Raw genomic sequence first — 21,407 nt, forward strand, 5'->3', positions numbered from 1 at the left:
GTTGTAATATATGGAGCAATTAAAAAAACAAGTTTGTGATTATATTGAGAGTCATGAAGAAGAGAGCGTAAAATTTTTAACACGATTAATTCAAGAAAAGAGCGTATCTGGTGATGAAAGTGGTGCGCAGGCAATTGTTATTGAAAAGTTGCGTGAGTTAGGTCTAGACCTTGATATTTGGGAGCCTGCTTTTAATGAAATGAAAGAGCACCCTTATTTCGTATCACCTCGTACAAGCTTTACAGATAGCCCGAACATTGTAGCGACTTTAAAAGGAAGTGGCGAAGGGAAATCTATGATTTTGAACGGGCATATTGATGTCGTGCCAGAAGGGGATGTAAATCAGTGGGATCATCATCCATACAGTGGAGAGAAAATAGGAAACCGCATATATGGACGTGGAACAACAGATATGAAAGGCGGCAATGTCTCACTTATGCTTGCGATGGAAGCGATTGTTGAATCTGGTATTGAACTAAAAGGTGATATACATTTTCAAAGTGTAATAGAAGAAGAGAGCGGTGGGGCAGGAACATTAGCCGCTATTTTACGAGGATATAAGGCAGATGGCGTTATTATTCCTGAGCCGACGAATATGAAGTTTTTCCCGAAACAACAAGGGTCAATGTGGTTTCGTCTACATATAAAAGGCAAAGCAGCACACGGTGGTACACGTTATGAAGGAGTAAGTGCAATTGAAAAAAGTATGTTTGTTGTAGATCATTTGAGAAAATTAGAAGAGAAGAGAAACGGTCGAATTACAGATCCGTTATTTAAGGGGATTCCGATTCCAATTCCAATTAACGTTGGGAAAATTGAAGGAGGAAGCTGGCCAAGTTCTGTTCCCGATTCATTAATTTTAGAAGGAAGATGTGGTATTGCGCCGAATGAGACTATAGAGGCAGCAAAAGAAGAGTTTGAAGGCTGGATTGGTGAATTAAAAGAAGTGGATAGTTGGTTTGTAAAAAATCCTGTAGAAGTAGAATGGTTTGGAGCGAGATGGGTTCCTGGTGAACTAGAAGAAAATCATCCACTTATTACAACGCTTCAACATAACTTTGTTGAAATCGAAGGGAACGAACCGATTATAGAAGCTTCGCCATGGGGAACAGATGGAGGTTTGTTCACACAAATCGCTAACGTACCAACGATAGTATTTGGTCCAGGAGAGACGAAAGTAGCACACTATCCAAACGAATATATAGAAGTTGATAAAATGATTGCTGCCGCAAAAATAATTGCATGTACATTACTAGATTGGTGTGAGGTGAAGAAATGAAATACTATGAATCTTTTAGTGAACAGACAAAGCATTACACAGTAGAAGGGGTTTTAGATTATTTTAATAAACGTGTTAGAGTTGATCACTATACAGGAAATGTTGAAAGTATTATACAAACAATCGATGAATTAGCAGAGAAACATTCTTTCACTAAATGTATTATTAAAGGAAAGGGAGAGCATGTTTCAACATGGCTCTCTTTCGGTTTCTTACTGGAAGCAACGATACCTCATTATTTTCAAGGACACGATGCGCACTTCTTCGTGAAATATCATAATGATGAAAGACGAAATAGTATTCATTGGACTGAGGAAGATACCATTTTAAGTGGTGTAAAAGCAAAAGAAGTGAAAGAAAAAATAGTCCCAGAGGAATTTGTGTTAAGAAAAGCGACAGAAGAGGATGCGGAAGAATTAGCAATTGTCTTTGGGAAAGTATTTGAAGTTTATCCGACACCTTTAAATGATGCGAGTTATGTAAAGCAGACGATGAAGGAAGACGATACAATTTACTATGTTTATGAATTCGAGGGAAAAATTATTAGTACAGCATCTGCTGAAATGAACGTGAAAGAAGGAAATGCAGAATTAACGAATTGTGCTACATTACCTGAATATCGAAAACATGGTTTCATGAAAAGTCTGTTAATTAAATTGGAGGAAGAGCTCCAAGAAAAATCTATTTTTTGTTCTTATACAATTGCTCGCTCGCTATCTTTCGGTATGAATGCAGCCTTTCATCAATTAGGCTATACATATACGGGAAGGCTTGCGAATAATTGCTACATTTTTGATAAGTTGGAAGATATGAATATATGGGTGAAAGATTTATCCAGCTATTCGAAAGCAGTAAGACTCCCGCCTCAAAATTCGGCTGTAAAGCAAAGAAGTTAGGTGGGAGTCGGGTTAATAATCAGTGGGGATGAATAAAGCCCCACTGATTAAAGTTTCATTTAACCATAAATAAGCAATAGAAATATATATAAATTTCATCAAAATCATAGAACGGAATCGTCATGCTTATAATCGTACAGAGGGATGCCGGAAATCCGGCATGCATTTGCCAGATTTTCGGCAAGAGGGGGGATGACATTGCTAGCAGTTTCGACACAAGAAGTCATTGAAGCGATTTTGGGCAGTATTGATGAGGCTATACATGCAGTGGATGAAAATGGTATTACAATTTTTTATAATACAGTTGCTGCAAAACATGATGGATCGAAAATTGAGAATGTGCTAGGAAAACATTTATTAGAAGCATTCCCTTCATTATCTAGGGAAACGAGTACACTAATGAAAGTGTTACATACGAAAAAACCGATTGTACATCAAGTTCAGCATTATCAAAATTTAAATGGGGAAGACGTTTGTACGGTAAATACGACGCTACCTATTTTTATAGATGGAAATATTGCCGGTGCTGTTGAAATTGCGAAAGATTATTCTACAATTCAAACGCTTACTGACACAATCGTAGATTTACAATCGAAAATAAAACGGTCGACTAGCAAAAAAATGGTAAAAAAGCATGTTGCATTCGAGACAATTGTAACAAATGATTCCCGCTTTAAACAGACGAAAGAGTTAGCTCAAAAAGTAGCTCCAACTGATGCAAATGTTTTAATATATGGTGAAACAGGAACAGGGAAAGAGCTATTTGTGCAAGCAATTCATGAAGCTTCTAAACGGAAAAACAAGCCATTTATTGCACAAAACTGCGCAGCTTTGCCAGAGTCGCTATTAGAAAGTTTATTGTTTGGAACTACAAAAGGAAGCTATACAGGGGCAATTGAACGAGCGGGATTATTTGAACTTGTAGATGGAGGAACATTGTTTTTAGATGAACTTAATTCAATGCCACTTGATTTACAAGCGAAGATGCTACGTGTATTAGAAGATGGAGTTATTCGTCGCATTGGTGATAATAAGACGAGAAAAGTAGATGTTCGCGTTATTACTGCAATGAATCAGCCTCCAGAAGTATGTTTAAGAGAAAATAAAATTCGCACTGATTTATACTATCGATTAAATGTGTTTTCATTATATATTCCGCCGCTTCGCGAAAGAACTGAGGATGTACTGTTATTAGCGTCTTACTTTTTGAAAGAATATAATAAAAGTTATAAAAAAGGTGTACTTCAAATTGATAAGGAAGCGAAAGAAAGATTACAAGCTTATCAATGGCCTGGAAATGTTCGTGAGTTAAAACATACGATTGAACATGCTGTCATTATTACGGAAGGGAATTCGTTAACAGCAAATTGCTTACCACGAACATTTCGGAAAGAGAAACTTCCGAAGAAGAAAAGTATATTACCACTTAGGGAAGCTCTTCATCAAACGGAAAAGGAATTAATAGATCAAGCATTAATTGAAACGGAAGGGAATATTTTGCAAGCAGCAAAAATGTTAGGTATTCCGCGTCAAACGCTTCAATATAAACTGAGCAAGTACGACAAAACCGCCGAATAATCGGCGGTTTTTGTGTGTTTGCACCAATAAAAGAGCGTTTACATATATAACGAGTAATGAATATGATAGTAAATATCGTTTTAGTACAGCACTTAAAAATATTTATTCTCTTATATAATAGGGTATTTCTCGTATTTACTTATCAAGTATATGAAGTTGGCATAATTATTGCTTATATAAAGGATGAGCGTATAAAAAGGGGGAATAGCAATGTTACATGATGTATACAAACCAAATCGTCACTGGAAGGATATTGAATTATGGAAAGATGTTACAGAAGAACAATGGAATGACTGGGTTTGGCAATTAACGAATACGATCAAAACTTTAGATGATTTAAAGAAAATAATTAACTTAACACCTGAAGAAGAAGAAGGTGTTAAAATTTCAACGAAGACGATCCCGTTAAACATTACACCGTACTATGCTTGGCTAATGAATCCTGATGACCCACGCTGTCCGATTCGGATGCAATCAGTACCGATTTCGGAAGAGTTATATAAAACAAAATATGATTTAGAAGATCCTCTTCATGAAGATGAAGATTCACCAGTTCCAGGATTAACGCATCGCTATCCAGACCGCGTACTATTTTTAGTAACGAATCAATGTTCTATGTATTGTCGTTACTGTACACGTCGTCGTTTTAGTGGACAAATTGGAATGGGCGTACCGAAAAAGCAATTAGATGATGCGATTGCTTATATTAGTGAAACACCACAAGTACGTGACGTTTTAATTTCTGGCGGTGATGGACTTCTAATTAATGATAAAATTTTAGAATATGTATTAAAGAATTTACGAGCAATCCCGCATGTCGAGATTATTCGTATCGGAACGAGAGCACCAGTTGTATTCCCGCAGCGTATTACAGAAAACCTGTGTAACATTATTAAAAAATACCATCCAGTATGGTTGAATACGCATTTTAACACTTCTATTGAGATTACAGAAGAATCGAAACTAGCATGTGAAATGCTTGCGAATGCAGGTGTTCCAATTGGAAACCAAGCTGTAATTTTAGCTGGAATTAATGACAGCGTTCCAATTATGAAAAAACTTATGCATGATTTAGTGAAAATTCGTGTTCGTCCATATTATATTTATCAATGTGATTTATCAGAAGGTATCGGTCATTTCCGTGCACCAGTTTCGAAAGGTCTTGAAATTATTGAAGGCTTACGTGGACATACATCTGGTTATGCAGTACCGACATTCGTTGTTGATGCACCGGGCGGAGGCGGAAAAATTGCGCTTCAGCCAAACTATTTAATTTCACAAAGTGCGGATAAAGTTGTTCTTCGTAACTTTGAAGGGGTTATTACAACGTATCCAGAACCAGAAAACTATATCCCAGGAAGAGCAGAAGGCTACTTTAAAGAAATTTATCCGACTTATGAAGAGAAACGTTCTGATATCGGCGTTGCAGGATTGATGAGTGATAGGAAATTTAATCTTGTTCCAGATGATTTACAACGTATGAATCGCCGTAAAGATTATGAAGTCAATGAAACGCATGCTTCTTTAAAAGATAAACGTGATAAGCGTGATCAATTAAAAGATAAAAAATATCAAGCACAAATAGCAAAGTTAGATGATGACAAAAAAAATGAGGGTGACGTAGTATGAATTGTATGTGGTGTGACAGTACAGAAGCGAAAGAAAGCTTGAATACTGTATATTGGGAATTACCAGATGGTACGAAAGCCATTGAAATCCAAGAGACACCATGTATTACTTGTTCCTCATGTGGAATGGACTATCAAGCAGACCATACTGTAAAAGAAATTGAAGATCAGTTGTTTTTAATTTATACGAAAGATTTGCCAAAACAACTAACATACGAAGAGTTGATGGGAAGACCACGTTTATTAAAAAGGAATTATTTCGACTTTTAACCAGCTTTTATGCTGGTTTTTTTCTTTTTTGCCTTGTATAATGTACCCAAGTTAGAAAGGTAGGGAATATTTTTGAAAAAGACATTTTACCATTATATGATGAAGCACCGTGCAGCTTTATTTAAAAATGAAATATCAGATTTAGCAGAGGCGATGTATGATGATTTAAGTTTTCCGAAGCAATCTGAAGACTATGATGTAATTAGTTCATACTTAGAGTTAAGTGGAATGCTAGAAAGTATGTCTATATTTGATGATGCATGGGATTTGTATATACAAGAGAGATAGAAAGTATAAAAAAACATACAGAATACTTCACTTTAAAAAAGTAATGTATTCTGTATGTTTTTTTATACGAAATTTCTTGATTTGAAGCTAGTCTATTTACTAGCTTTTTTTGCGTTTCACATAAATTTTTATGTAGTGATATTTTTTTATTGAAAAAATTTATGAATATAAGCTTCTGTGATAAGCGTTTTTATGTAGGTTGCATATACTGTTATCAAAATCACGACGTCAAAAAAAGGAGAGATAGAGATGGCAAGAAAAAAACAACCTAAATACAACGTAGGGGACATAGTCGTGATTACGCTATATGGAACCGTTGGAAAAATCACAAATATGAAGATTTTAGATGGAGTTTACGTATACGAAGTAAATAATCACGATGGGTTTTACGTTGAGCAAACTTTACAGCATGTAACAGAGCAAGAAATGAAAAAGGGCGACACAGAGTGGATTGAATTAAATTATAACTTTACGTTTGGTGATCTCGTGCAAGTAACTGGATATGATAAAGATGTTTTTCGTATTGTTGGTTTTCGTACAGAAGTATGGAGATATAAAAATGATGCATGGGAAGATACTATATATGAATTGTCACGAATTACTGATGGTGAATGGTTAGAAGCTGATGAATCTGATTTAACATTACTTGCCAATGCACAAACGGCAAATGCAATTTTGAAGAAAATGAAACAAGATAAAGCTGGTATGAATAAATTGGATTTAGGAAAATTGAAGTCAATTAACAATTCGAAAAAAGTAAGTGTAAAGACGAATCGCCAAGAAATTATTGATGGGTTATTAGATATTTATAATGATTATCATTTATTATTCGATACATTTAAAGATGAAGAATATAAAATTGTTATGGATGTTGTTCAAAATTATTTAGTTAAATTGACAGAGAAAAAATAGTTAACTAGAAAGAGAGAATAAATTGAACAACAACATATGCAGTATAAGGTATGCCTACAATTATTAAAAAAATAAAAAGCCATTTAATAAGAGAGTCTGCCCATTGATCTTCATGCATGAACGCTTCTTTTGTTTGCTCTACTTCGTATTGGTATTCCATTATTATTTCCCCCTTTGGATAGCTTGTACTAACATCGTATGCCCTTTGCCTACATGATATGACTTATAAAAAAGAAAAAACTATTTTTCTAATCTCATATACATAATTTTGAGATTTTTTCATAAAACAGAAATAAAGGAGTGATGCTCATGAAGGAAATTGAAGTCGTAATTGACACGGAAGAGATTGCGGAGTTTTTTTATGAGCGACTAATTGAAAGAGGGTACGTTCCAAAAAGAGAAGAAATTGAGGACCTGGCAGATATTACATTTGAGTATTTATTAGAGAAATGCATGATTGATGAAGTTTTTGATGAAGAGGAAGATTGAAAGTAACGGCGGGCTTAACTCGTCGTTTTTTGCTCTTTACAAACTTGTCACAAATATAGACAAGAATTGTTGGTATAATTAAAAGAAAATTTTATACAAGAGGTGAAGGGATGTTCAAAAAAATTATTGATTCTTTATTAGGAAAGAAAAAACATCGTTCGTATTCAAGTAGTGATTATCGTCATAGAGGGCGCTCGTATTCAAGTAGCGATAATAAACGACGTTCATCTGGTTATGGGCATCAGCATTATAAAAGAAAACGTAAAAGCCGTAGCTTCTTTTCAAGTAGCTGATGAAATGGCGTCGTATACTAGCTTTATTTGATAGACCACTGCGAAAAAATACAATCGTTGCAGAGCGTTATAAGATTGAATCAGTAATTGGAATGGGCAGTTATGGGGTTACATATGTCGTTAATGATTTACAAATAAATAAATATAAGGTCTTAAAACAATTAAGGAAAAGTAAACAAAGATATGAGTCTGGTAGAAAATCATTTGAGCAAGAGAAAGTGATTTTACAAACATTAAATCATGCGTCAATTCCTAATCTACATGATCATTTCATATGGGAGAAAAAGAACTTTTTTGTGATGGAGTATATGCCGGGGGAAAATTTCGAAGATCATATTTTCTTAGATGGGCAAGTATATGATGAACGTGAAGTTTTTGAAATTTTATATGAAGTACTAGGAATTGTTTCGTATTTTCATAGTAAAGGTATCATTCACCGAGATTTACGTATTCCAAACATATTAATGAAAGAAAATCAGATTAGTATTATTGATTTTGGATTGGCTAAATTGAAAGGTGAGGGTGATGAGCGAGCTATAACTTATGAAGGTGAACAAGCTTTGATGCGAGAAGTTCACTTTCGTAGCGACTTTTATGCGCTCGGTCATTTCGTATTATTTTTATTGTATGCTGGTTATGAATCGACTGAAAAAAAGGAAAAACCTTGGTATGAAGAGTTAGTGCTGGAAGAATATAATCGCGACATGCTAATGCGAATGTTACAAATGAAAGCGCCATACTATGAAAATGTACAAGATTTGAAAAAAGATGTAGCTTACGCTTTAGAAAGGATGGAGACCCCATGTTTCAAAAGTTTTTAGCAAGCGTTGGAATTGGAAGTGCAAAAGTAGATACTGTTCTTGAAAGAGATGAGTATACAGTTGGAGAAGAGATAGTAGGGAAGGTTCATATAACTGGAGGTTCAGTTAGCCAAGAAATTGAAAGCATTTACTTAACGTTGTCGACGTCATATGTAAGAGAAGTGGATGATAAAAAAGTAACTGCATCGTATGATTTAGAGCGAGTTCGTTTAACAGATCCATTTTCTGTAGAGCCAAATGAAAAAGTGGAAATTCCATTTTCGTTTTTAATGCCAATTGAAGCACCACTAACACTTGGAATGAAAACGGTTTGGGTTCATACAGGTCTTGATATTAAACGTAGTATTGATCCAAGTGACCGTGATTATATTCAAGTATTGCCGAATGCGCTATTGAACAGTGTATTAGCTAGTGTAAATCAATTAGGTTTTAAAGCGCGTCATATAGAATGCGAAGAATTACCGTATCGATTACGTAAGCAAGTTCCATTCGCGCAAGAATTTGAGTTTATTCCAGTTTCCGGAGAGTATTATGGGAAATTAGATGAATTAGAATTATTAATTTTGCCAAGTGCCCACGACCGATTAGAAATCATTATGGAAGTAGATAGAAAATCACGTGGATTGGCTGGTTTATTCGCAGAAGCGCTTGATCTTGATGAGAAGGTTATTCGCTTTACAGTAACAAACGAAGATATTCCAACGATGCAGCAAAAAATTAACAATAATATTTTTTAATAAACTATGCATAAAAAAGAAATGGAGAGGAAAACTAAAACAACCGCTCCATTTTTTTGCATAGTGAGGTTATGTATGTGAAACGATACCGACATTTATACTTGTTAAGTTGTACACTACTCATTTGTTTTGTCGCACTATCACTTTCGTATCATACCGCTTGTATTGAAAAATTTGATAATGTAGTCGCACACTTTATTCAAAGTTTCCGAAACGATTATTTGACAACCTATTTTACTTGGGTATCCTTTATCGGTTCAAAAAGAATATATTTCCCGTTACTCATTATACTTGTAATGTATTTTCTTCTTAGAAAAAAAATATTAAGTGCATTACTTCTAACAATTAATTATTACGGATCACGTTATTTGAACAGTATGCTCAAACTATGGTACGAACGAGCAAGACCTGATGTGACGCAGCTTGTTACAGCAACTGGATATAGCTTTCCGAGCGGTCATACGATGAACGCTACTGCTTTTTTAGGATTTATTGCATACGTCACAATTACAGAAGATCGTATTTCATTGCATAAAAAGTTGCTGCTTATTTTTATAGCAAGCTTCGTTGTATTATCTATTTCAGTTAGCCGAATTTATCTTGGCGTGCACTATCCATCTGACATATTAGCCGGATGGGCAGCGGGCGGTAGCTGGCTCGTTTTATGTGTTATATTTCATAAGGCGTTCATTAAAAAAGAACCTATGTCATAATAGGTTCTTTTTGCATAGGCTCCACATGAATATGAGCATGGTAAATTCCGAATTTCTTTCGAAGCATATCTTCAATATTGTCAGTAATACAATGGCTTTCGCTAACATCCATTCGAGCATCTACTTCAATTGTAATATCTACATACGTTTGATTCCCATACATACGAGCGCGAATATCTACAATATGTTCTACACCTGAAATATGCTCGATAGCATCAGCATATTCATCCATTTTCTCAGGATCGATTCCATCCGTTAGCATATGAGAAGCTTCTACGAAAATTTCCCATGCAGTCTTACAAATAATAAAACCGACAATTAAAGCAGCAATAGGGTCTAAAATAGGCATTTTGAACTGTGCTCCGACAATACCTATTACTGTACCAATACTTACGAGAGCATCTGATAAATTATCTTTTGCAGCGGCTTCTAACGACTTACTCTTTGTTTGAATCGCAATCTTTTTCGTATATTTATATACGAAATACATTACGACGGCAGAAAATAAAGCAACCCACGCAGCGAGTACATTAGGCGCTGCTTGTTTCGGATTTAAAAACGATTGAATTGCACTAATCACAACTTCTAATCCGACCGTTGCCATAATAAAGGAAGCAACAAGTGATGCGATTTGTTCTGCACGCGAATGCCCATATGGATGATCTGGGTCACGAGGCTTACGAGAAATTTTTAGGCCAATTAATATTGCTAAAGAAGCACCAATATCCGTTAAGTTATTCAAACCGTCAGCACGTAATGCGCTAGAGAGGGTAATATAACTGATGATGATTTTCAAAGAGGATAAAAATATGTAGGCTATAATGCTGACAATAGCACCTTTATCAGCTTCTTTATGAGAAAGAGAATCCATTTTAATCACTCGCCTTTCTACAAGGAGTTTCTTTCTATACATAGAGTATCAAACGAAACTCGTGTGGGTCTATACAAACATTGTTGACGTTTTATAGCTTTTTAAGAAGGGGATAACAAAGTTTCGTTAAGGAAAAATATGTTGAAAAGCACAAAGTGGAAATTTATTAAACAATTAATGCTGATTATGGCAAAAGGAAAGAGGGCGAGAATAATGATTCTCATAATTTCTTTCATATATATTTTTCACAAAATGACTCTTTGTAATTCCCCGTGTGAGTAATATATAAGAAATGATAAAAAAATTCTTCAATAAGAAGAGGAGAAAGCATTATAATATTCACTTTCCAGAAAGAGACAAAGGCAAAGACCAATTTGAAAACGAAAAAAACCTCTGATGATTTTTCAGAGGTTTTTCGTTTCTTAGTATGCTTCTAAAAACTCAGTAACTTGCTCTTCCGTTTTTGCATTTGCACTATGTAAGTGACCTAACTTTTCGCCATTTTGATATACAAGTAGGCTTGGAATACCCATTACTTGATACTCTTCAGCAATACTTGGGAACTCATCTTTATTAATAGAATACCATTCAAACTTATTGAACTCTTCCATTACATCTCCGATAAAGTTGTCCATACGCACGCAATCTGGGCACCATGTAGTAAAGAACTTAACAACTACTGGCTCCTCGCTTGCGATGATGTCTTTGAATTCCTTGTCAGACTTGATTTCTCTCATGTTTTGTTGCTCCTTTTTCACTTATAATATTTTGGGTTATTTAGGCGGCGTTTTTGCCTGGAAACGAAAACTTCTAACGAAATTCTAACGAGAGTTTTTCTTTCCGAATAATTCGTTTGGAAATTAATCCACCGCAGTTTCCTGAAGTCCTGGTACACCATGTGAGTAGGTGTCCAGTGTGATACCTACTCTTTTATGTCCTAATCGTTCACTAACAATCTTCGGATGAATACCTCGTTTCAACATTAATGTTGCGTGGGTATGTCTCAGATCATGGAACCGAATATCAGGAACCCCACTTTTCTTTATAAGCTTTTTCCAGAGCTGTGTCAAACTTCTGAAATTGCAGGGGTTACCATTATAGGTTGGGCAAACTAAATCATAATTATTATATCCATTGCCATGCCGTTCTTTTTCTTCATTTATCTTCTGGAGATGTTCTTGAAGAGACTGTAAAGTAATTTCAGGCAGAACAATTAATCTCTTTCCTGTAGATGTTTTAGGTTCATGAAATTCTTTGGTGATATGAGAGAGGGAACGGTTAACTGATAAAATTCTTCTCTCAAAATCAATATCCTTCCATTGAAGCCCTAAGATTTCTCCTTTACGCATTCCGCAAGTAATAGCTAATAGGTATGCAACATAGTACCTACTATCTTTTGCATTGTCTAAAAAGCAAAGGACATGTTCCTCGGACCAAGTATTTACTGTTTTTTCTTCACCTCTAGGAGGGCTTACTACATCAGCTACATTCTTTTTTACAATTTCATGTCTCATAGCGTAAGAAAGCGCGGTACGAATAATTTGGTGAATACTTCGAACTGTAACAGGCTTCATAGTTTCAGATAGATCGCCATAAAACTTTTCAAGATCAACACCTTTTAATTTTTGCAGTGGAATGTTTCCGAGTTTTGGTATAAGTACAGTTCATCATTGGCTACAAAGGGATGATTGACCTTGCAAGACGTTCAGGTCATATCCAAAGCATTTACGCTCATGCAGTATATGAAAATGATGAATTCGAATATGAACTGGGATTACATCCGCAGTCGCTCATTTCAAGGGTGGTTGGCATCAAATGGAATTTATGCCAAAAAGTGAAATTGAAAAACGTCGTCAACGTTCTGCAGCTGCTAATTCAAGCTATAGTCCATGGGCAAGTGACTATGACGAAATGGCGAAGAAAACAGTGGTTCGTTACATGTTTAAATACTTACCAATCAGTATTGAAGTTCAGTCACAAGCGCAGCATGACGAAGTGGTTCGCAAAGATATCACGGAAGAACCAGTATTCATTGAAGCAGATCCAATTGAAGTAGAACACTCAACTGAAGGTAACGGACAAGCTGAATTTGTGATTGAAGGTGAGTAATACATCAAAGGTGCTTCTCTCTCGCAAGTTGTGGGAGAGAGCACAATCAACAGATGAATTAAAACAGTTGATTGCACGTTATATACAAATTGGTTATCCAGGTTATCGGATAGAGAAAGTCATTAAGGAAAATGAGTTTTACATCGCGATTTGCATAAGGGGGTAGATGGGATGGCAACTTTTAGAGTTAGTAAGGATAAAAATTATACAACCATCAATAATACAGGTCTTCGTGATGATCGTTTAAGTTGGAAAACGAAAAGATATACCCATTGGGCTTACTCCGGAGCGTGTACGCGAATTGAATCAACAAGGCATCCCAGATAAAGATATTAGCATTATGTATGATTGTAGCCCCTCTTATGTAGGGGAAATGAAACAACAATGGAAGCAAGCTGGTGTTTGGAAAGGACCAACTATTTGTAGTTTAAACAAGCATTAATTAATTAATTATACAAACAAAAAAAGAGCACTTTGTATAGGTGACATGATAGGGCGTGCGTAATGATCAAGATAATTACTTTCCTTTATTTATATGTTTTAAATAAAGGCCCTTTTCGTATAGATTGTTGTTTTTTTGCGATGAAAATAAGACCTTAGATTAAATCCAGGTCTTAAGTATTTATGAAAGCTTTCTTCGTATGACGCTATTAATCTTCAACACGATTTCCAAGTCCAAACAATAACCTAAATAAATGCACAAGGTAGAATCCGAAAATCAGCTTTATAAATATAAATATTTACTAAAATTCTATTTTTTGTGCATATTACCATTTAGAATATTCTTGCATTTTCTGATATTTCGTTTGATTTGCTGATTTTCAAAAAAATAAACCTCTGTACCTGCCCAAATAAAAACCCAACACACAATGCTTAATACTCCTGCAACATAGGCATGAGTGCTTGAAAGTTTCAAGAATATTAACCCAACAATAATACCAAGCACAAACAAAACAATAGCCTTTTTGACATTTCTTTCATATGTATATTCCTCTTCGTTCAAGAGGTTAGAAAAAGTGTTAAATGTGGCAGTCTTCAATGACTTTTCGTCAAAATCATTCTGACCTGAAAAAAATATTTCTACTTCTTTTATTTTGCCACTGTGCAGCTTTGACAAAATAAAATCTTCAAGGTCAGAGCTTAGGTGAACATCATCTGAGCTATAATATCTTGAAAACGGAGTATCAGTTTCATCTAAATAAATATTTATACTTAATTCATCTTTCATGTTAACCCTCCTTTAAATCCAATTTACTAGTTGAAAGTCAACCTTTTATCAGTATGGTCAAGATAGCAACAATTCTTACGAAAACAGCGTAAATAAAAAAACAGAACAGAATCCTTATTTAAACATAAAAGAGCGCTTTCCAATGCGCTCTCTGACCAAAATTAATATTGAAAAAGATATCGTATGTATGCTTCTTAGGGTTGTGTAGATTTAATACAAAATCGTTATTTGAGAAGGAAGAGAACTAAATGGAAAAATTGATCTATGATTTTGAGTTAATGATACAAGATGGTGATTTGAAAGTAGGAGATGAAATTTATGCTCCTAATGATAGAAAAGCGGAAGTACTATCAATTAAAATCTTGGGTTGGAAAGTAAAGATTAAAGGAAAAGACAAGTTAAAAAGGCTATAACAAAAACGCTATTTGAATAAAGGCTAGTGAACCAGTTTTTAACACTCACTGAAATTAAGAATCATAACATACTTTGTAATAACTTATATGGAAGTGAGTTGAATAATAATGTTTTATTCATATTTTGATACCCGAGCTAGAATGCGTCCGTATGGTACGGCGGGTATTACGTATAGCGGAGCACAAAGTACAATTCACGCTGTTCAACAAGCGTTACAAGCACAGCAGCAAATGCAGCAAGGTATACAACCGTACTATTCATCTATGGAATATTATTACCCAATGCATCATATTACGCCATATGGAATTTCTTTTTCAACAATTCCATATGGAACTGTATACAATTTATAAAAATATACGGGGGAATAAATTTGAGTATTTATATAAGGGCGCAAGTACAGAACGCTCTTATAAGAAATGATATGTGTCTGATGAATTAATATTCAATTAAATGTGTAATTTAGATTAATATAAAAATTTCATTTTGTAGGGTTATTTATATATGAAAAAGAGCACTTAATAAAGTGCTCTCGTGACGAGTTTCGTTTTCTCAAAGAAAGGATACGCCATACCATACGTTTTTTTTCAAAATGTGCTGGGATAAATTAATTAGTATTTGAAAAAAGAGCAGCTAGCAAAAGCTAACTGCTCAGTCTTGAAGGAAGTCTCGAATAGTACGGTTACACACAAGAGATTTCCGGCTGTTTACCAGCTTATCTACAGTATGGACGGAATATTGAGTTTTATTCAGAGGGAGATACTGAAGGAATGCTTGTTAACTCAATGCATATCCAACAACCAAAGTAAGTGTTAGTAGAACTGTTACTATGCTTCTAAGTATTGAAATCCAATTATCTACTTTAGAGAATTCTTTCATACCAGCAAAAAAAGTTCCTATAAACGAAAATGATTGGAGTTGTGAAAATTGTGCCCAAATTATGCATGAACAGTGTATTGAAAGAGATGAATAGTACCCTTCACATCTTATTCCATATATAACAAAGCTGGTTAGCTTCTGATTCAAGCGCTATTAAATGATTATTGTTAATAGAGTTATTCGTATACATTCTGTTCTTTTGGATGTTAAGGACCGTATAATTCACATCGTTATGTTCATTTGAAAATGTTGATTCATTTAATAATGTCAGTGTTGAGTTGATGTTGTATTTATCAATTCGCTCTTTTTTTCCTTTGAAAAACAGTTTGATAAGATGCGGCTCATCATTAATGAGCAAACCGAGTTCAGGTGATGAGCGGACGATTAAATTATCTGATATCCAATGTGATTTACCTGGATCGAACCAAGAGACGTCTTTGTTTTTAATAAATTTTTTGTACTGCTTTATAACATCAATGTAGTTTTGCTTTTTCTTCTGATCAACCGTTTGTACTAATGTTTCAAAACATTCAAAAGGTAGTTCGTTTTGATGAAATTTAATAACAGTGTCTCGTAATTGTTTCCAGTAATCAAAAGCTGGTTGGTATTCAGGTTGAGATTTTAGATTTTTTACAAAGTTTGTTTTAGCTGCACTACTTTTCAGTGTGAAGTCTAAAAATTGTGTAAGTCCTACTTTAATTTCTGCCATATTACACCCCCTTTCCAAACATTATTAATTCGATTAAGAGAAAACGAAAGCATAGGAGAATTCTTACTTAGCAGAAGACCGGATCAGATGCTTTGTAAAATCGCAAATGAAGATGTAGTTGATATTGAAGGAACCATTAAATATCTTAAAGAGAATTTACTTTACGATTGTAGAGAAGGGCGCTTTACAGACGAGGATACAAGGGCAGAATGGAAACTCATTGAGGAATTACAAGTAGATTTGGACGAGTACTCAAATGATGTAGCGTTTTAATATTGGTACGACAAAACAAAGATACAATTCGATGATGGTTTTTATCAATATAAGTATCCAAGTACAGCTGTTCGATTCTCAAATGAAACGTTTGTGAGATTCCAAGAGAAATTGAAGGCAGAATTATTATCAGCGTTTTTATAACAAAATAGCTATTTAAATAAAAAAGTCATTTTTCAATGACTTTAAAAATCTGGTAAATATTGAAAAATAAATGGGGCTAATAATACAAGAATGCAGCCTATAACAGTTATGGATATAACTTTAATTAAATCTTTTTTCACCGCTTTTTCCAAATAAAAACACCCCCGTATTATTTATATTTAATACTATCACTATTTATGAATTATTTGGATTTAATTGTATTTTAAAACTACAGTTGAATGCATCGAGGAAGAGCTCGGTATCGTTGTTTGTAAGCTGCAGTTAATTTATTTAGAGAAAACTAAACAAAATCGTTATTTGAAAAGAAAGGAGGGGTGGCTTTGATTAAAATACTTGAATTGTTTGGGGGAATCGGAGCACCCAGAAAGTCACTTGTTAATTTAGGAATAGATCATAAAGCGATTGATTACGTAGAATGGCAAGCTAATAGAGTGAAAGCATATAACGCTCTATATGACCACCTGCATAAACCGCAGGATGTAAGAGGATGGAATTTAAAGCCTGATATTTTAGTTCACGGGTCACCTTGCCAAGATAACAGTAGAGCAAATAAGGCACGTAAAGGTAATACTGAAGATTCACGATCTCAATTGATGTTGGAAACGCTGCGGATAATTAAAGAAATGGGTGAATGGCGACCTAAAGTCATCATTTGGGAGAATGTGAAAGGCGTGTTAGATCGTAATGTAGTACCAGTATTCAATTACTATTTGGAAGAAATGGAGAAGCTGGGTTATACAAATTCATTTGATGTACTAGATTGCTAGGAAATTTGGAGTGCCGCATGCACGAGAGCGAGTATTTTGCATTTCGCCATTAGGTGGCAAAGCGTTAGATTTTAATAAACTAAGATTTAAACTAATGAGGGATATTAAAGAATTTATGGAGTATGGACCATAGGATGAAATTCCGTCGCAGTATTTAATTAATATTCCATCGATGCTGAACAAAATTAAAGAGTTTAATCCGAATCCTACAGGGAGTTATAAACGGCAACTGGATGTAATTGATGAGTATTGCTACACCATAACTGAAAGACAAGATCGTTGTCCGAATGCAGGGATTATTCGATTGAGCAATCCGCAGTATCGGTATTTAACAGAGCGTGAGTGTTGGAGGTTATTAGGATTCGGTGATGTATGTTAAAAGAATTTCCAACTAAGCCGGGAAAACGAAATGCAACGTTATATGCATTAGCTGGTAATAGTATAGTAGTTGATGTTTTAGAAGCGATATTTGAAGTGTTACTTGATATGCTGCAATGACAGTTGGTAGCAAGTTAGTATAAAAATTTCATTTTGTAGAAAAGAGTAGCTAGATTTCACTAGCTACTCTTGATAAAATTGTTAGTTCAAAAATTATGAATATTAAGACGCTTATTCATCTAATGCTCGTGCAGCAATTTGGACTTTAGAAAATGCACCGCTATTATTTCTAAATACAATCCTATATTCACCATCAGGAAGCCAGTCAGACCAATTAGTACTGAATTCATTTATAGTTTGTTGTCCAGGAGCTAGCTTTCCATTTGATAACCAACCATTTTTAGAATTGTATAAATCATAACTGAAAGTTTCATCACCAGTGTTTTTTAGGAAAACTCTTAGGTCTATTCCACCTTTATGATAAAACTTAAAAACTCCTGATCCATAAAAAGCGTACGGTTCATTTGCCTCTAAAGCATATTGAATTGGCGGAATCTGTACTTTGTTAGGCTCAGTGATTTTTTGACTTACATTTGTTTCTTTTGTTGCTGCGAATGTGGCAGTTTGACCTAATCCGATAAGTGATACAGCAATTGCAGGAATAGCTAATAATTTCTTCAAGATAAACATTCCTTTTGGTTTTTAATTGAGAATTAATCTCAAACAAATAATAACCAATTAAGATAAATAAGTTAATAGATAAATGTTATGTTTTACAAAAGTAATCAATAATTTACAGATGATCCAACATAATGACAAAAGTTAATATAAAGCTTTCGTATCGAAAACTGAACAAAATAATCCTTTGCGCGACACGTTTCCTTATAAGTGTGTAAACACGAAATAGGAGGGTCATCAATTTGATAACAACAACTGATTGACTGAAAGTAGGAATGAAAGCCGTCAGGTTGAGCTGAAACTACTTATCTAATACTCCTACATGCAAGGCGTGATAGTAGTCACAAATTGTATGTAGCTAGGTGAAGTCGGCTGAACAAAACCTAAGTGAGAAATCATATGGTAATGGATAGATCGGGATGCTACAAAATATCTATGGTGAGAATGTCCAAATAACGGACTGGCGAACTTGCGAATATACGGGTCTAAATTATTAATACATAAGAAATATGTATGTCGTCAATGACGATGTTATCTACCGAAAAGTAAGATTAAAGGATATGAAATTCGGAACATCTAACGATGATGATGTAAAGATAACAGGCTTACAGCAAGCACCTAAGGATATATGTATAGCTAGGTCAATCGGAACGTGGTAAGCAAGAAACTGTCATCAACGCCTACTAGCGGACATACAAACAAGATTCCCTCAAAGTTTCAGTCAAGACATATGTAACTACACTATAAAAGGTAGACAAAAACTCATCAAAAGCCTAAAAGGTAACATTGCCAATGAAATGCAGAAGATGTTGCTATCATTCAATAAAGGGCAGAGCGTGGAGTATACAGATAACAGAATGTCGAGATATTCTATGCAAAATGGAAAATGTGCTGTTACAGCATACTTGTTGTAAGAAGAGTACAGATTATTACGATAAGTGTTGTGATAATGAGAAAGATAAGCTTGTAAGGGCATCTGCTTTTAGAGCTGTTAGTACAGTAGATCAAAGTGTCACTGCAAATACTTTTGTTAAAGTATTATTCCCAAATGAACAGTTTGATTTAGCGAATGAATATAATCCAGTAACATCAGAGTTTATTCCGAAGACTAGAGGAGTTTATTCTATTATTGGTACAATCAGCTTTGCACCTAATGATAGTAATACGAATTATAGAGCGCGTGTAGAAATTCGGGTAAATGATAATCCAGCTATAGCGATAGATAATGACTTTTTTGGTCCACCCAATTTTGCAAATGTCGTAGCTGTTTCAACAATACTTCAATTACATGCAGGAGATGTAGTTGAAATTTTTGCTGAGAGTGATGTAGATGGATTGATTATACAAAATGATCCAGGATTTATTAGTACGCATTTTGAAGCTGCAAGATTCCCATCTCCAATAAAATAAAAGACATGTTTGTGATTTATGGACTATTTTTTTAAAAAAGGCTCTACCTTATGGTAGGGCCTTTTAGTTTAAGTTATTTAGAAGGTAATATATTAAAATAAGTTCATAAATACTTGATAAGCAACACCTAGAGTTAATACGATAGCTAACAGTTTTGCTACCCATCTCGGTGCATTTAAATTTAGTAAAAGGGAATGACATATATTAAATGTAATGCCGAGTGTTAAAAGAATTGCGATAAGATATAAAACTAATAGGAAGAAAGGTTGCTCTATGGAGCCGAAGTCAATTTTGGATGGATTCATGTAATATGTACCTCGTTTTTTATTGGTATATTAATATAATAATGAAAAATACAATAAATTGGAAGAGTAATGTAATAAATACTATAAAAGTAAATTTGAAGTTATGGATGGAGTAGATCAAATGATCTTTGAAAGACTATTCAAAGTCATCATTTGTTTAAGTTTGATATACAAGAACGAATGTTCTTGGTATACTGAAAAATAAAAAAGGTGCGTTTACATGACAAATTTTAGTAATATAATTGAAAAACTAGATGAAATGATTTATAAACCTAATAATCTATTAATTACTAAACGAAAAGAAGAAAAGCAAAATTCAGAATATGCAGGATGGGTATTCCAGCTAAATAATAGAAGCATACGATTTAGGGTATCGAAAATTACGCCTAATAAGATTGGACAATTTGTTTCTTTTTGGGAGAAAAATGCCTCTATGAGCAATCAGGCATTTTTTTATGATTCGGCTCCTAATCTTTTAGTTATCACTTGTATAGCGGATAATAAACTAGGACAATTTATTTTTCCAAAAGAGATTCTTCTAAAAGAAAAAATATTAAAAACGCAAAACCAAAAAGGGAAAATGGCTATGAGGGTTTACCCTATTTGGGATAAACCTGTTAGTAATCAAGCTAAGAAGAGTCAACTGTGGCAACTTCATTATTTTGTCGATTTAAGTGATACTGAAAATGTAGCTACAGATAAATTATTAAACTTATATTCATAGTGCATTATAAGAAAATGTTTTTTTGAAATATTCAATGTTTAGTTAGATGGATATTTGGAAATGTTAACAAGATAATCCGTTAAGTAAAGAATAAAAAAAGAACATACAAACAAAGTATGCTCAAAAAAGATAGGTTTTATGAGTGGAGAATCTCCATACGATAATATATGCTCATTTCATTAATATGTGTAAAATATCAACAAAATATCAATAGAATATCAATTAATGAGTTATTTTAGTTTTTTAATGAAGTCATGTTTTTGTGAAATGAAAAAGAGCCGTTTCTTTTGAAAGATGCGGCTCTTTTTACTATTTTGTTATCGTACTGTTCGAAATGATAAATCATAAAATTATACGATTAACAATTTGATAATGATCGGACTTCAGTTATATATTTCTTAAAGTCTGGATATTGAGATACAGTTTGGCAGGTAGGGGTGGGTAGTTGATTAATTAAAGACACATTTGTAATTACTTCGTTACAAGGACCGTAGAATGTAACTTTTAGCTTTGAATTCGGGGGAACTTTGAATACGATAGGGATTTTTCTCATTAAATAAACTCCTTACATAACAGGGGTTATATGTTTATTTCCT

30 protein-coding genes and 2 pseudogenes are annotated in these 21,407 nt (G+C 34.2%); 23 read left to right on the forward strand and 9 right to left on the reverse strand.

Going from position 1 to position 21,407, the window contains the following annotated elements; translation table 11 throughout:
* Positions 1-10 precede the first annotated feature (10 nt).
* From JTF23_RS04180 to JTF23_RS04210, 7 genes are all read left to right on the forward strand, one after another.
* The gene (locus JTF23_RS04180; RefSeq protein ID WP_204208173.1) at positions 11-1,279 is read left to right on the forward strand and encodes a peptidase; all 1,269 of its coding nucleotides are present in this window, start codon (positions 11-13) and stop codon (positions 1,277-1,279) included.
* Positions 1,276-2,175 (forward strand): putative beta-lysine N-acetyltransferase, encoded by a 900-nt coding sequence (gene ablB, locus JTF23_RS04185; protein ID WP_002200607.1) that lies wholly within the window; start codon positions 1,276-1,278, stop codon positions 2,173-2,175. The genes JTF23_RS04180 and ablB overlap by 4 nt, the downstream gene beginning before the upstream one ends.
* Before the next feature lie 192 nt (positions 2,176-2,367).
* Positions 2,368-3,753, forward strand: coding sequence for an arginine utilization transcriptional regulator RocR (gene rocR / locus JTF23_RS04190; RefSeq protein ID WP_087952667.1), 1,386 nt, complete (start codon positions 2,368-2,370; stop codon positions 3,751-3,753).
* 210 nt (positions 3,754-3,963) lie between these two features.
* A complete protein-coding gene (kamA, locus tag JTF23_RS04195; protein ID WP_204208174.1) occupies positions 3,964-5,382 on the forward strand; it encodes a lysine 2,3-aminomutase in 1,419 nt (472 codons plus the stop codon).
* Entirely contained in the window at positions 5,379-5,651 is a 273-nt protein-coding gene (locus tag JTF23_RS04200; protein ID WP_002085797.1) for a YokU family protein, read from the forward strand. The genes kamA and JTF23_RS04200 overlap by 4 nt, the downstream gene beginning before the upstream one ends.
* 72 nt (positions 5,652-5,723) lie before the next feature.
* Positions 5,724-5,939 (forward strand): YozE family protein, encoded by a 216-nt coding sequence (locus JTF23_RS04205; RefSeq protein WP_002085796.1) that lies wholly within the window; start codon positions 5,724-5,726, stop codon positions 5,937-5,939.
* Between the two features lie 249 nt (positions 5,940-6,188).
* Positions 6,189-6,851: a hypothetical protein gene (locus JTF23_RS04210; RefSeq protein ID WP_002119090.1), complete on the forward strand. Its 663-nt coding sequence runs from the start codon at positions 6,189-6,191 to the stop codon at positions 6,849-6,851.
* 4 nt (positions 6,852-6,855) lie between these two features.
* Here JTF23_RS04210 and JTF23_RS04215 read toward each other — a convergent pair whose 3' ends face one another.
* Complete coding sequence (locus JTF23_RS04215) at positions 6,856-7,011, reverse strand: DUF3930 family protein (RefSeq protein ID WP_204208175.1); 156 nt, start codon at positions 7,009-7,011, stop codon at positions 6,856-6,858.
* A 149-nt stretch (positions 7,012-7,160) separates the two neighbouring features.
* Between JTF23_RS04215 and JTF23_RS04220 the strand changes: the two genes are divergently transcribed.
* From JTF23_RS04220 to JTF23_RS04240, 5 genes are all read left to right on the forward strand, one after another.
* The gene (locus JTF23_RS04220) at positions 7,161-7,340 is read left to right on the forward strand and encodes a YozD family protein (RefSeq protein ID WP_002012644.1); all 180 of its coding nucleotides are present in this window, start codon (positions 7,161-7,163) and stop codon (positions 7,338-7,340) included.
* Positions 7,341-7,450: 110 nt separating this feature from the next.
* The gene (locus JTF23_RS04225) at positions 7,451-7,633 is read left to right on the forward strand and encodes a hypothetical protein (RefSeq protein ID WP_002141661.1); all 183 of its coding nucleotides are present in this window, start codon (positions 7,451-7,453) and stop codon (positions 7,631-7,633) included.
* Entirely contained in the window at positions 7,633-8,454 is an 822-nt protein-coding gene (locus JTF23_RS04230; protein ID WP_204208176.1) for a serine/threonine protein kinase, read from the forward strand. Before JTF23_RS04225 ends, JTF23_RS04230 begins: the two co-directional genes overlap by 1 nt.
* Complete coding sequence (locus JTF23_RS04235; RefSeq protein WP_002157963.1) at positions 8,436-9,191, forward strand: sporulation protein; 756 nt, start codon at positions 8,436-8,438, stop codon at positions 9,189-9,191. Before JTF23_RS04230 ends, JTF23_RS04235 begins: the two co-directional genes overlap by 19 nt.
* Before the next feature lie 77 nt (positions 9,192-9,268).
* A complete protein-coding gene (locus tag JTF23_RS04240; RefSeq protein ID WP_002157962.1) occupies positions 9,269-9,904 on the forward strand; it encodes a phosphatase PAP2 family protein in 636 nt (211 codons plus the stop codon).
* On the opposite strand, the gene JTF23_RS04245 is transcribed toward JTF23_RS04240, so the two are convergent.
* The 3 genes from JTF23_RS04245 to JTF23_RS04255 form a co-directional block, all read right to left on the reverse strand.
* Positions 9,894-10,775 (reverse strand): cation diffusion facilitator family transporter, encoded by an 882-nt coding sequence (locus JTF23_RS04245; protein WP_002157961.1) that lies wholly within the window; start codon positions 10,773-10,775, stop codon positions 9,894-9,896. The two genes, JTF23_RS04240 and JTF23_RS04245, sit on opposite strands and share 11 nt — an antisense overlap.
* Before the next feature lie 422 nt (positions 10,776-11,197).
* Positions 11,198-11,512, reverse strand: coding sequence for a thioredoxin family protein (locus JTF23_RS04250; protein WP_001206934.1), 315 nt, complete (start codon positions 11,510-11,512; stop codon positions 11,198-11,200).
* A gap of 123 nt (positions 11,513-11,635) precedes the next feature.
* On the reverse strand, positions 11,636-12,277 hold the full coding sequence (locus JTF23_RS04255) for a site-specific integrase (RefSeq protein ID WP_374100888.1): 642 nt from the start codon (positions 12,275-12,277) through the stop codon (positions 11,636-11,638).
* Between the two features lie 161 nt (positions 12,278-12,438).
* Here JTF23_RS04255 and JTF23_RS04260 point away from each other — a divergent pair.
* Both JTF23_RS04260 and JTF23_RS04270 read left to right on the forward strand, forming a co-directional pair.
* Positions 12,439-12,884 (forward strand): annotated as a pseudogene (locus JTF23_RS04260) (recombinase RecT); the annotation flags it as partial.
* A gap of 301 nt (positions 12,885-13,185) precedes the next feature.
* Positions 13,186-13,326 carry a hypothetical protein gene (locus JTF23_RS04270; protein WP_252187996.1) on the forward strand — a complete coding sequence of 47 codons (141 nt, stop codon included), beginning with the start codon at positions 13,186-13,188 and terminating at the stop codon, positions 13,324-13,326.
* Between the two features lie 309 nt (positions 13,327-13,635).
* Here JTF23_RS04270 and JTF23_RS04275 read toward each other — a convergent pair whose 3' ends face one another.
* Entirely contained in the window at positions 13,636-14,112 is a 477-nt protein-coding gene (locus JTF23_RS04275; RefSeq protein ID WP_204208178.1) for a hypothetical protein, read from the reverse strand.
* A 248-nt stretch (positions 14,113-14,360) separates the two neighbouring features.
* On the opposite strand from JTF23_RS04275, the gene JTF23_RS04280 reads away from it, so the two are divergent.
* Both JTF23_RS04280 and JTF23_RS04285 read left to right on the forward strand, forming a co-directional pair.
* Positions 14,361-14,525, forward strand: a complete 165-nt coding sequence (locus JTF23_RS04280; RefSeq protein ID WP_164881549.1) for a hypothetical protein — start codon at positions 14,361-14,363, stop codon at positions 14,523-14,525.
* Positions 14,526-14,633: 108 nt separating this feature from the next.
* Entirely contained in the window at positions 14,634-14,876 is a 243-nt protein-coding gene (locus JTF23_RS04285) for a DUF3947 family protein (RefSeq protein WP_002119188.1), read from the forward strand.
* Between the two features lie 626 nt (positions 14,877-15,502).
* Here JTF23_RS04285 and JTF23_RS04290 read toward each other — a convergent pair.
* Positions 15,503-16,111, reverse strand: a complete 609-nt coding sequence (locus tag JTF23_RS04290) for a hypothetical protein (RefSeq protein WP_204208179.1) — start codon at positions 16,109-16,111, stop codon at positions 15,503-15,505.
* Between JTF23_RS04290 and JTF23_RS28435 the strand changes: the two genes are divergently transcribed.
* From JTF23_RS28435 to JTF23_RS28450, 4 genes are all read left to right on the forward strand, one after another.
* Positions 16,082-16,384 carry a phiTE_072 family protein gene (locus JTF23_RS28435; protein WP_483862063.1) on the forward strand — a complete coding sequence of 101 codons (303 nt, stop codon included), beginning with the start codon at positions 16,082-16,084 and terminating at the stop codon, positions 16,382-16,384. The genes JTF23_RS04290 and JTF23_RS28435 overlap by 30 nt on opposite strands.
* 485 nt (positions 16,385-16,869) lie before the next feature.
* Entirely contained in the window at positions 16,870-17,316 is a 447-nt protein-coding gene (locus JTF23_RS28440) for a DNA cytosine methyltransferase (RefSeq protein WP_483862064.1), read from the forward strand.
* Positions 17,317-17,488: 172 nt separating this feature from the next.
* Positions 17,489-17,695, forward strand: coding sequence for a hypothetical protein (locus tag JTF23_RS28445; protein WP_483862065.1), 207 nt, complete (start codon positions 17,489-17,491; stop codon positions 17,693-17,695).
* Positions 17,689-17,814: a hypothetical protein gene (locus JTF23_RS28450; protein WP_483862066.1), complete on the forward strand. Its 126-nt coding sequence runs from the start codon at positions 17,689-17,691 to the stop codon at positions 17,812-17,814. The genes JTF23_RS28445 and JTF23_RS28450 overlap by 7 nt, the downstream gene beginning before the upstream one ends.
* A 111-nt stretch (positions 17,815-17,925) precedes the next feature.
* On the opposite strand, the gene JTF23_RS04305 is transcribed toward JTF23_RS28450, so the two are convergent.
* Positions 17,926-18,375: a hypothetical protein gene (locus JTF23_RS04305; RefSeq protein WP_204208180.1), complete on the reverse strand. Its 450-nt coding sequence runs from the start codon at positions 18,373-18,375 to the stop codon at positions 17,926-17,928.
* 668 nt (positions 18,376-19,043) lie between these two features.
* Here JTF23_RS04305 and JTF23_RS27700 point away from each other — a divergent pair.
* A pseudogene (locus tag JTF23_RS27700) lies at positions 19,044-19,283 on the forward strand (group II intron reverse transcriptase/maturase); the annotation flags it as partial.
* The gene (locus JTF23_RS04310) at positions 19,252-19,782 is read left to right on the forward strand and encodes a complement C1q domain-containing protein (protein WP_204208181.1); all 531 of its coding nucleotides are present in this window, start codon (positions 19,252-19,254) and stop codon (positions 19,780-19,782) included. The pseudogene JTF23_RS27700 and the gene JTF23_RS04310, both read left to right, overlap by 32 nt.
* A gap of 92 nt (positions 19,783-19,874) precedes the next feature.
* Here JTF23_RS04310 and JTF23_RS04315 read toward each other — a convergent pair whose 3' ends face one another.
* Positions 19,875-20,087, reverse strand: coding sequence for a hypothetical protein (locus JTF23_RS04315; protein ID WP_002157952.1), 213 nt, complete (start codon positions 20,085-20,087; stop codon positions 19,875-19,877).
* A 220-nt stretch (positions 20,088-20,307) separates the two neighbouring features.
* Here JTF23_RS04315 and JTF23_RS04320 point away from each other — a divergent pair, with 220 nt between their 5' ends.
* Positions 20,308-20,811 (forward strand): MepB family protein, encoded by a 504-nt coding sequence (locus JTF23_RS04320; RefSeq protein ID WP_016104770.1) that lies wholly within the window; start codon positions 20,308-20,310, stop codon positions 20,809-20,811.
* A gap of 358 nt (positions 20,812-21,169) precedes the next feature.
* Here the strand turns inward: JTF23_RS04320 and JTF23_RS04325 are convergent, their stop codons facing one another.
* The gene (locus JTF23_RS04325; RefSeq protein ID WP_016104771.1) at positions 21,170-21,364 is read right to left on the reverse strand and encodes a hypothetical protein; all 195 of its coding nucleotides are present in this window, start codon (positions 21,362-21,364) and stop codon (positions 21,170-21,172) included.
* Positions 21,365-21,407 lie beyond the last annotated feature (43 nt).

The sequence above is a fragment of the Bacillus sp. RIT 809 genome (assembly GCF_016892495.1).
Lineage (GTDB): Bacteria > Bacillota > Bacilli > Bacillales > Bacillaceae_G > Bacillus_A > Bacillus_A cereus_U.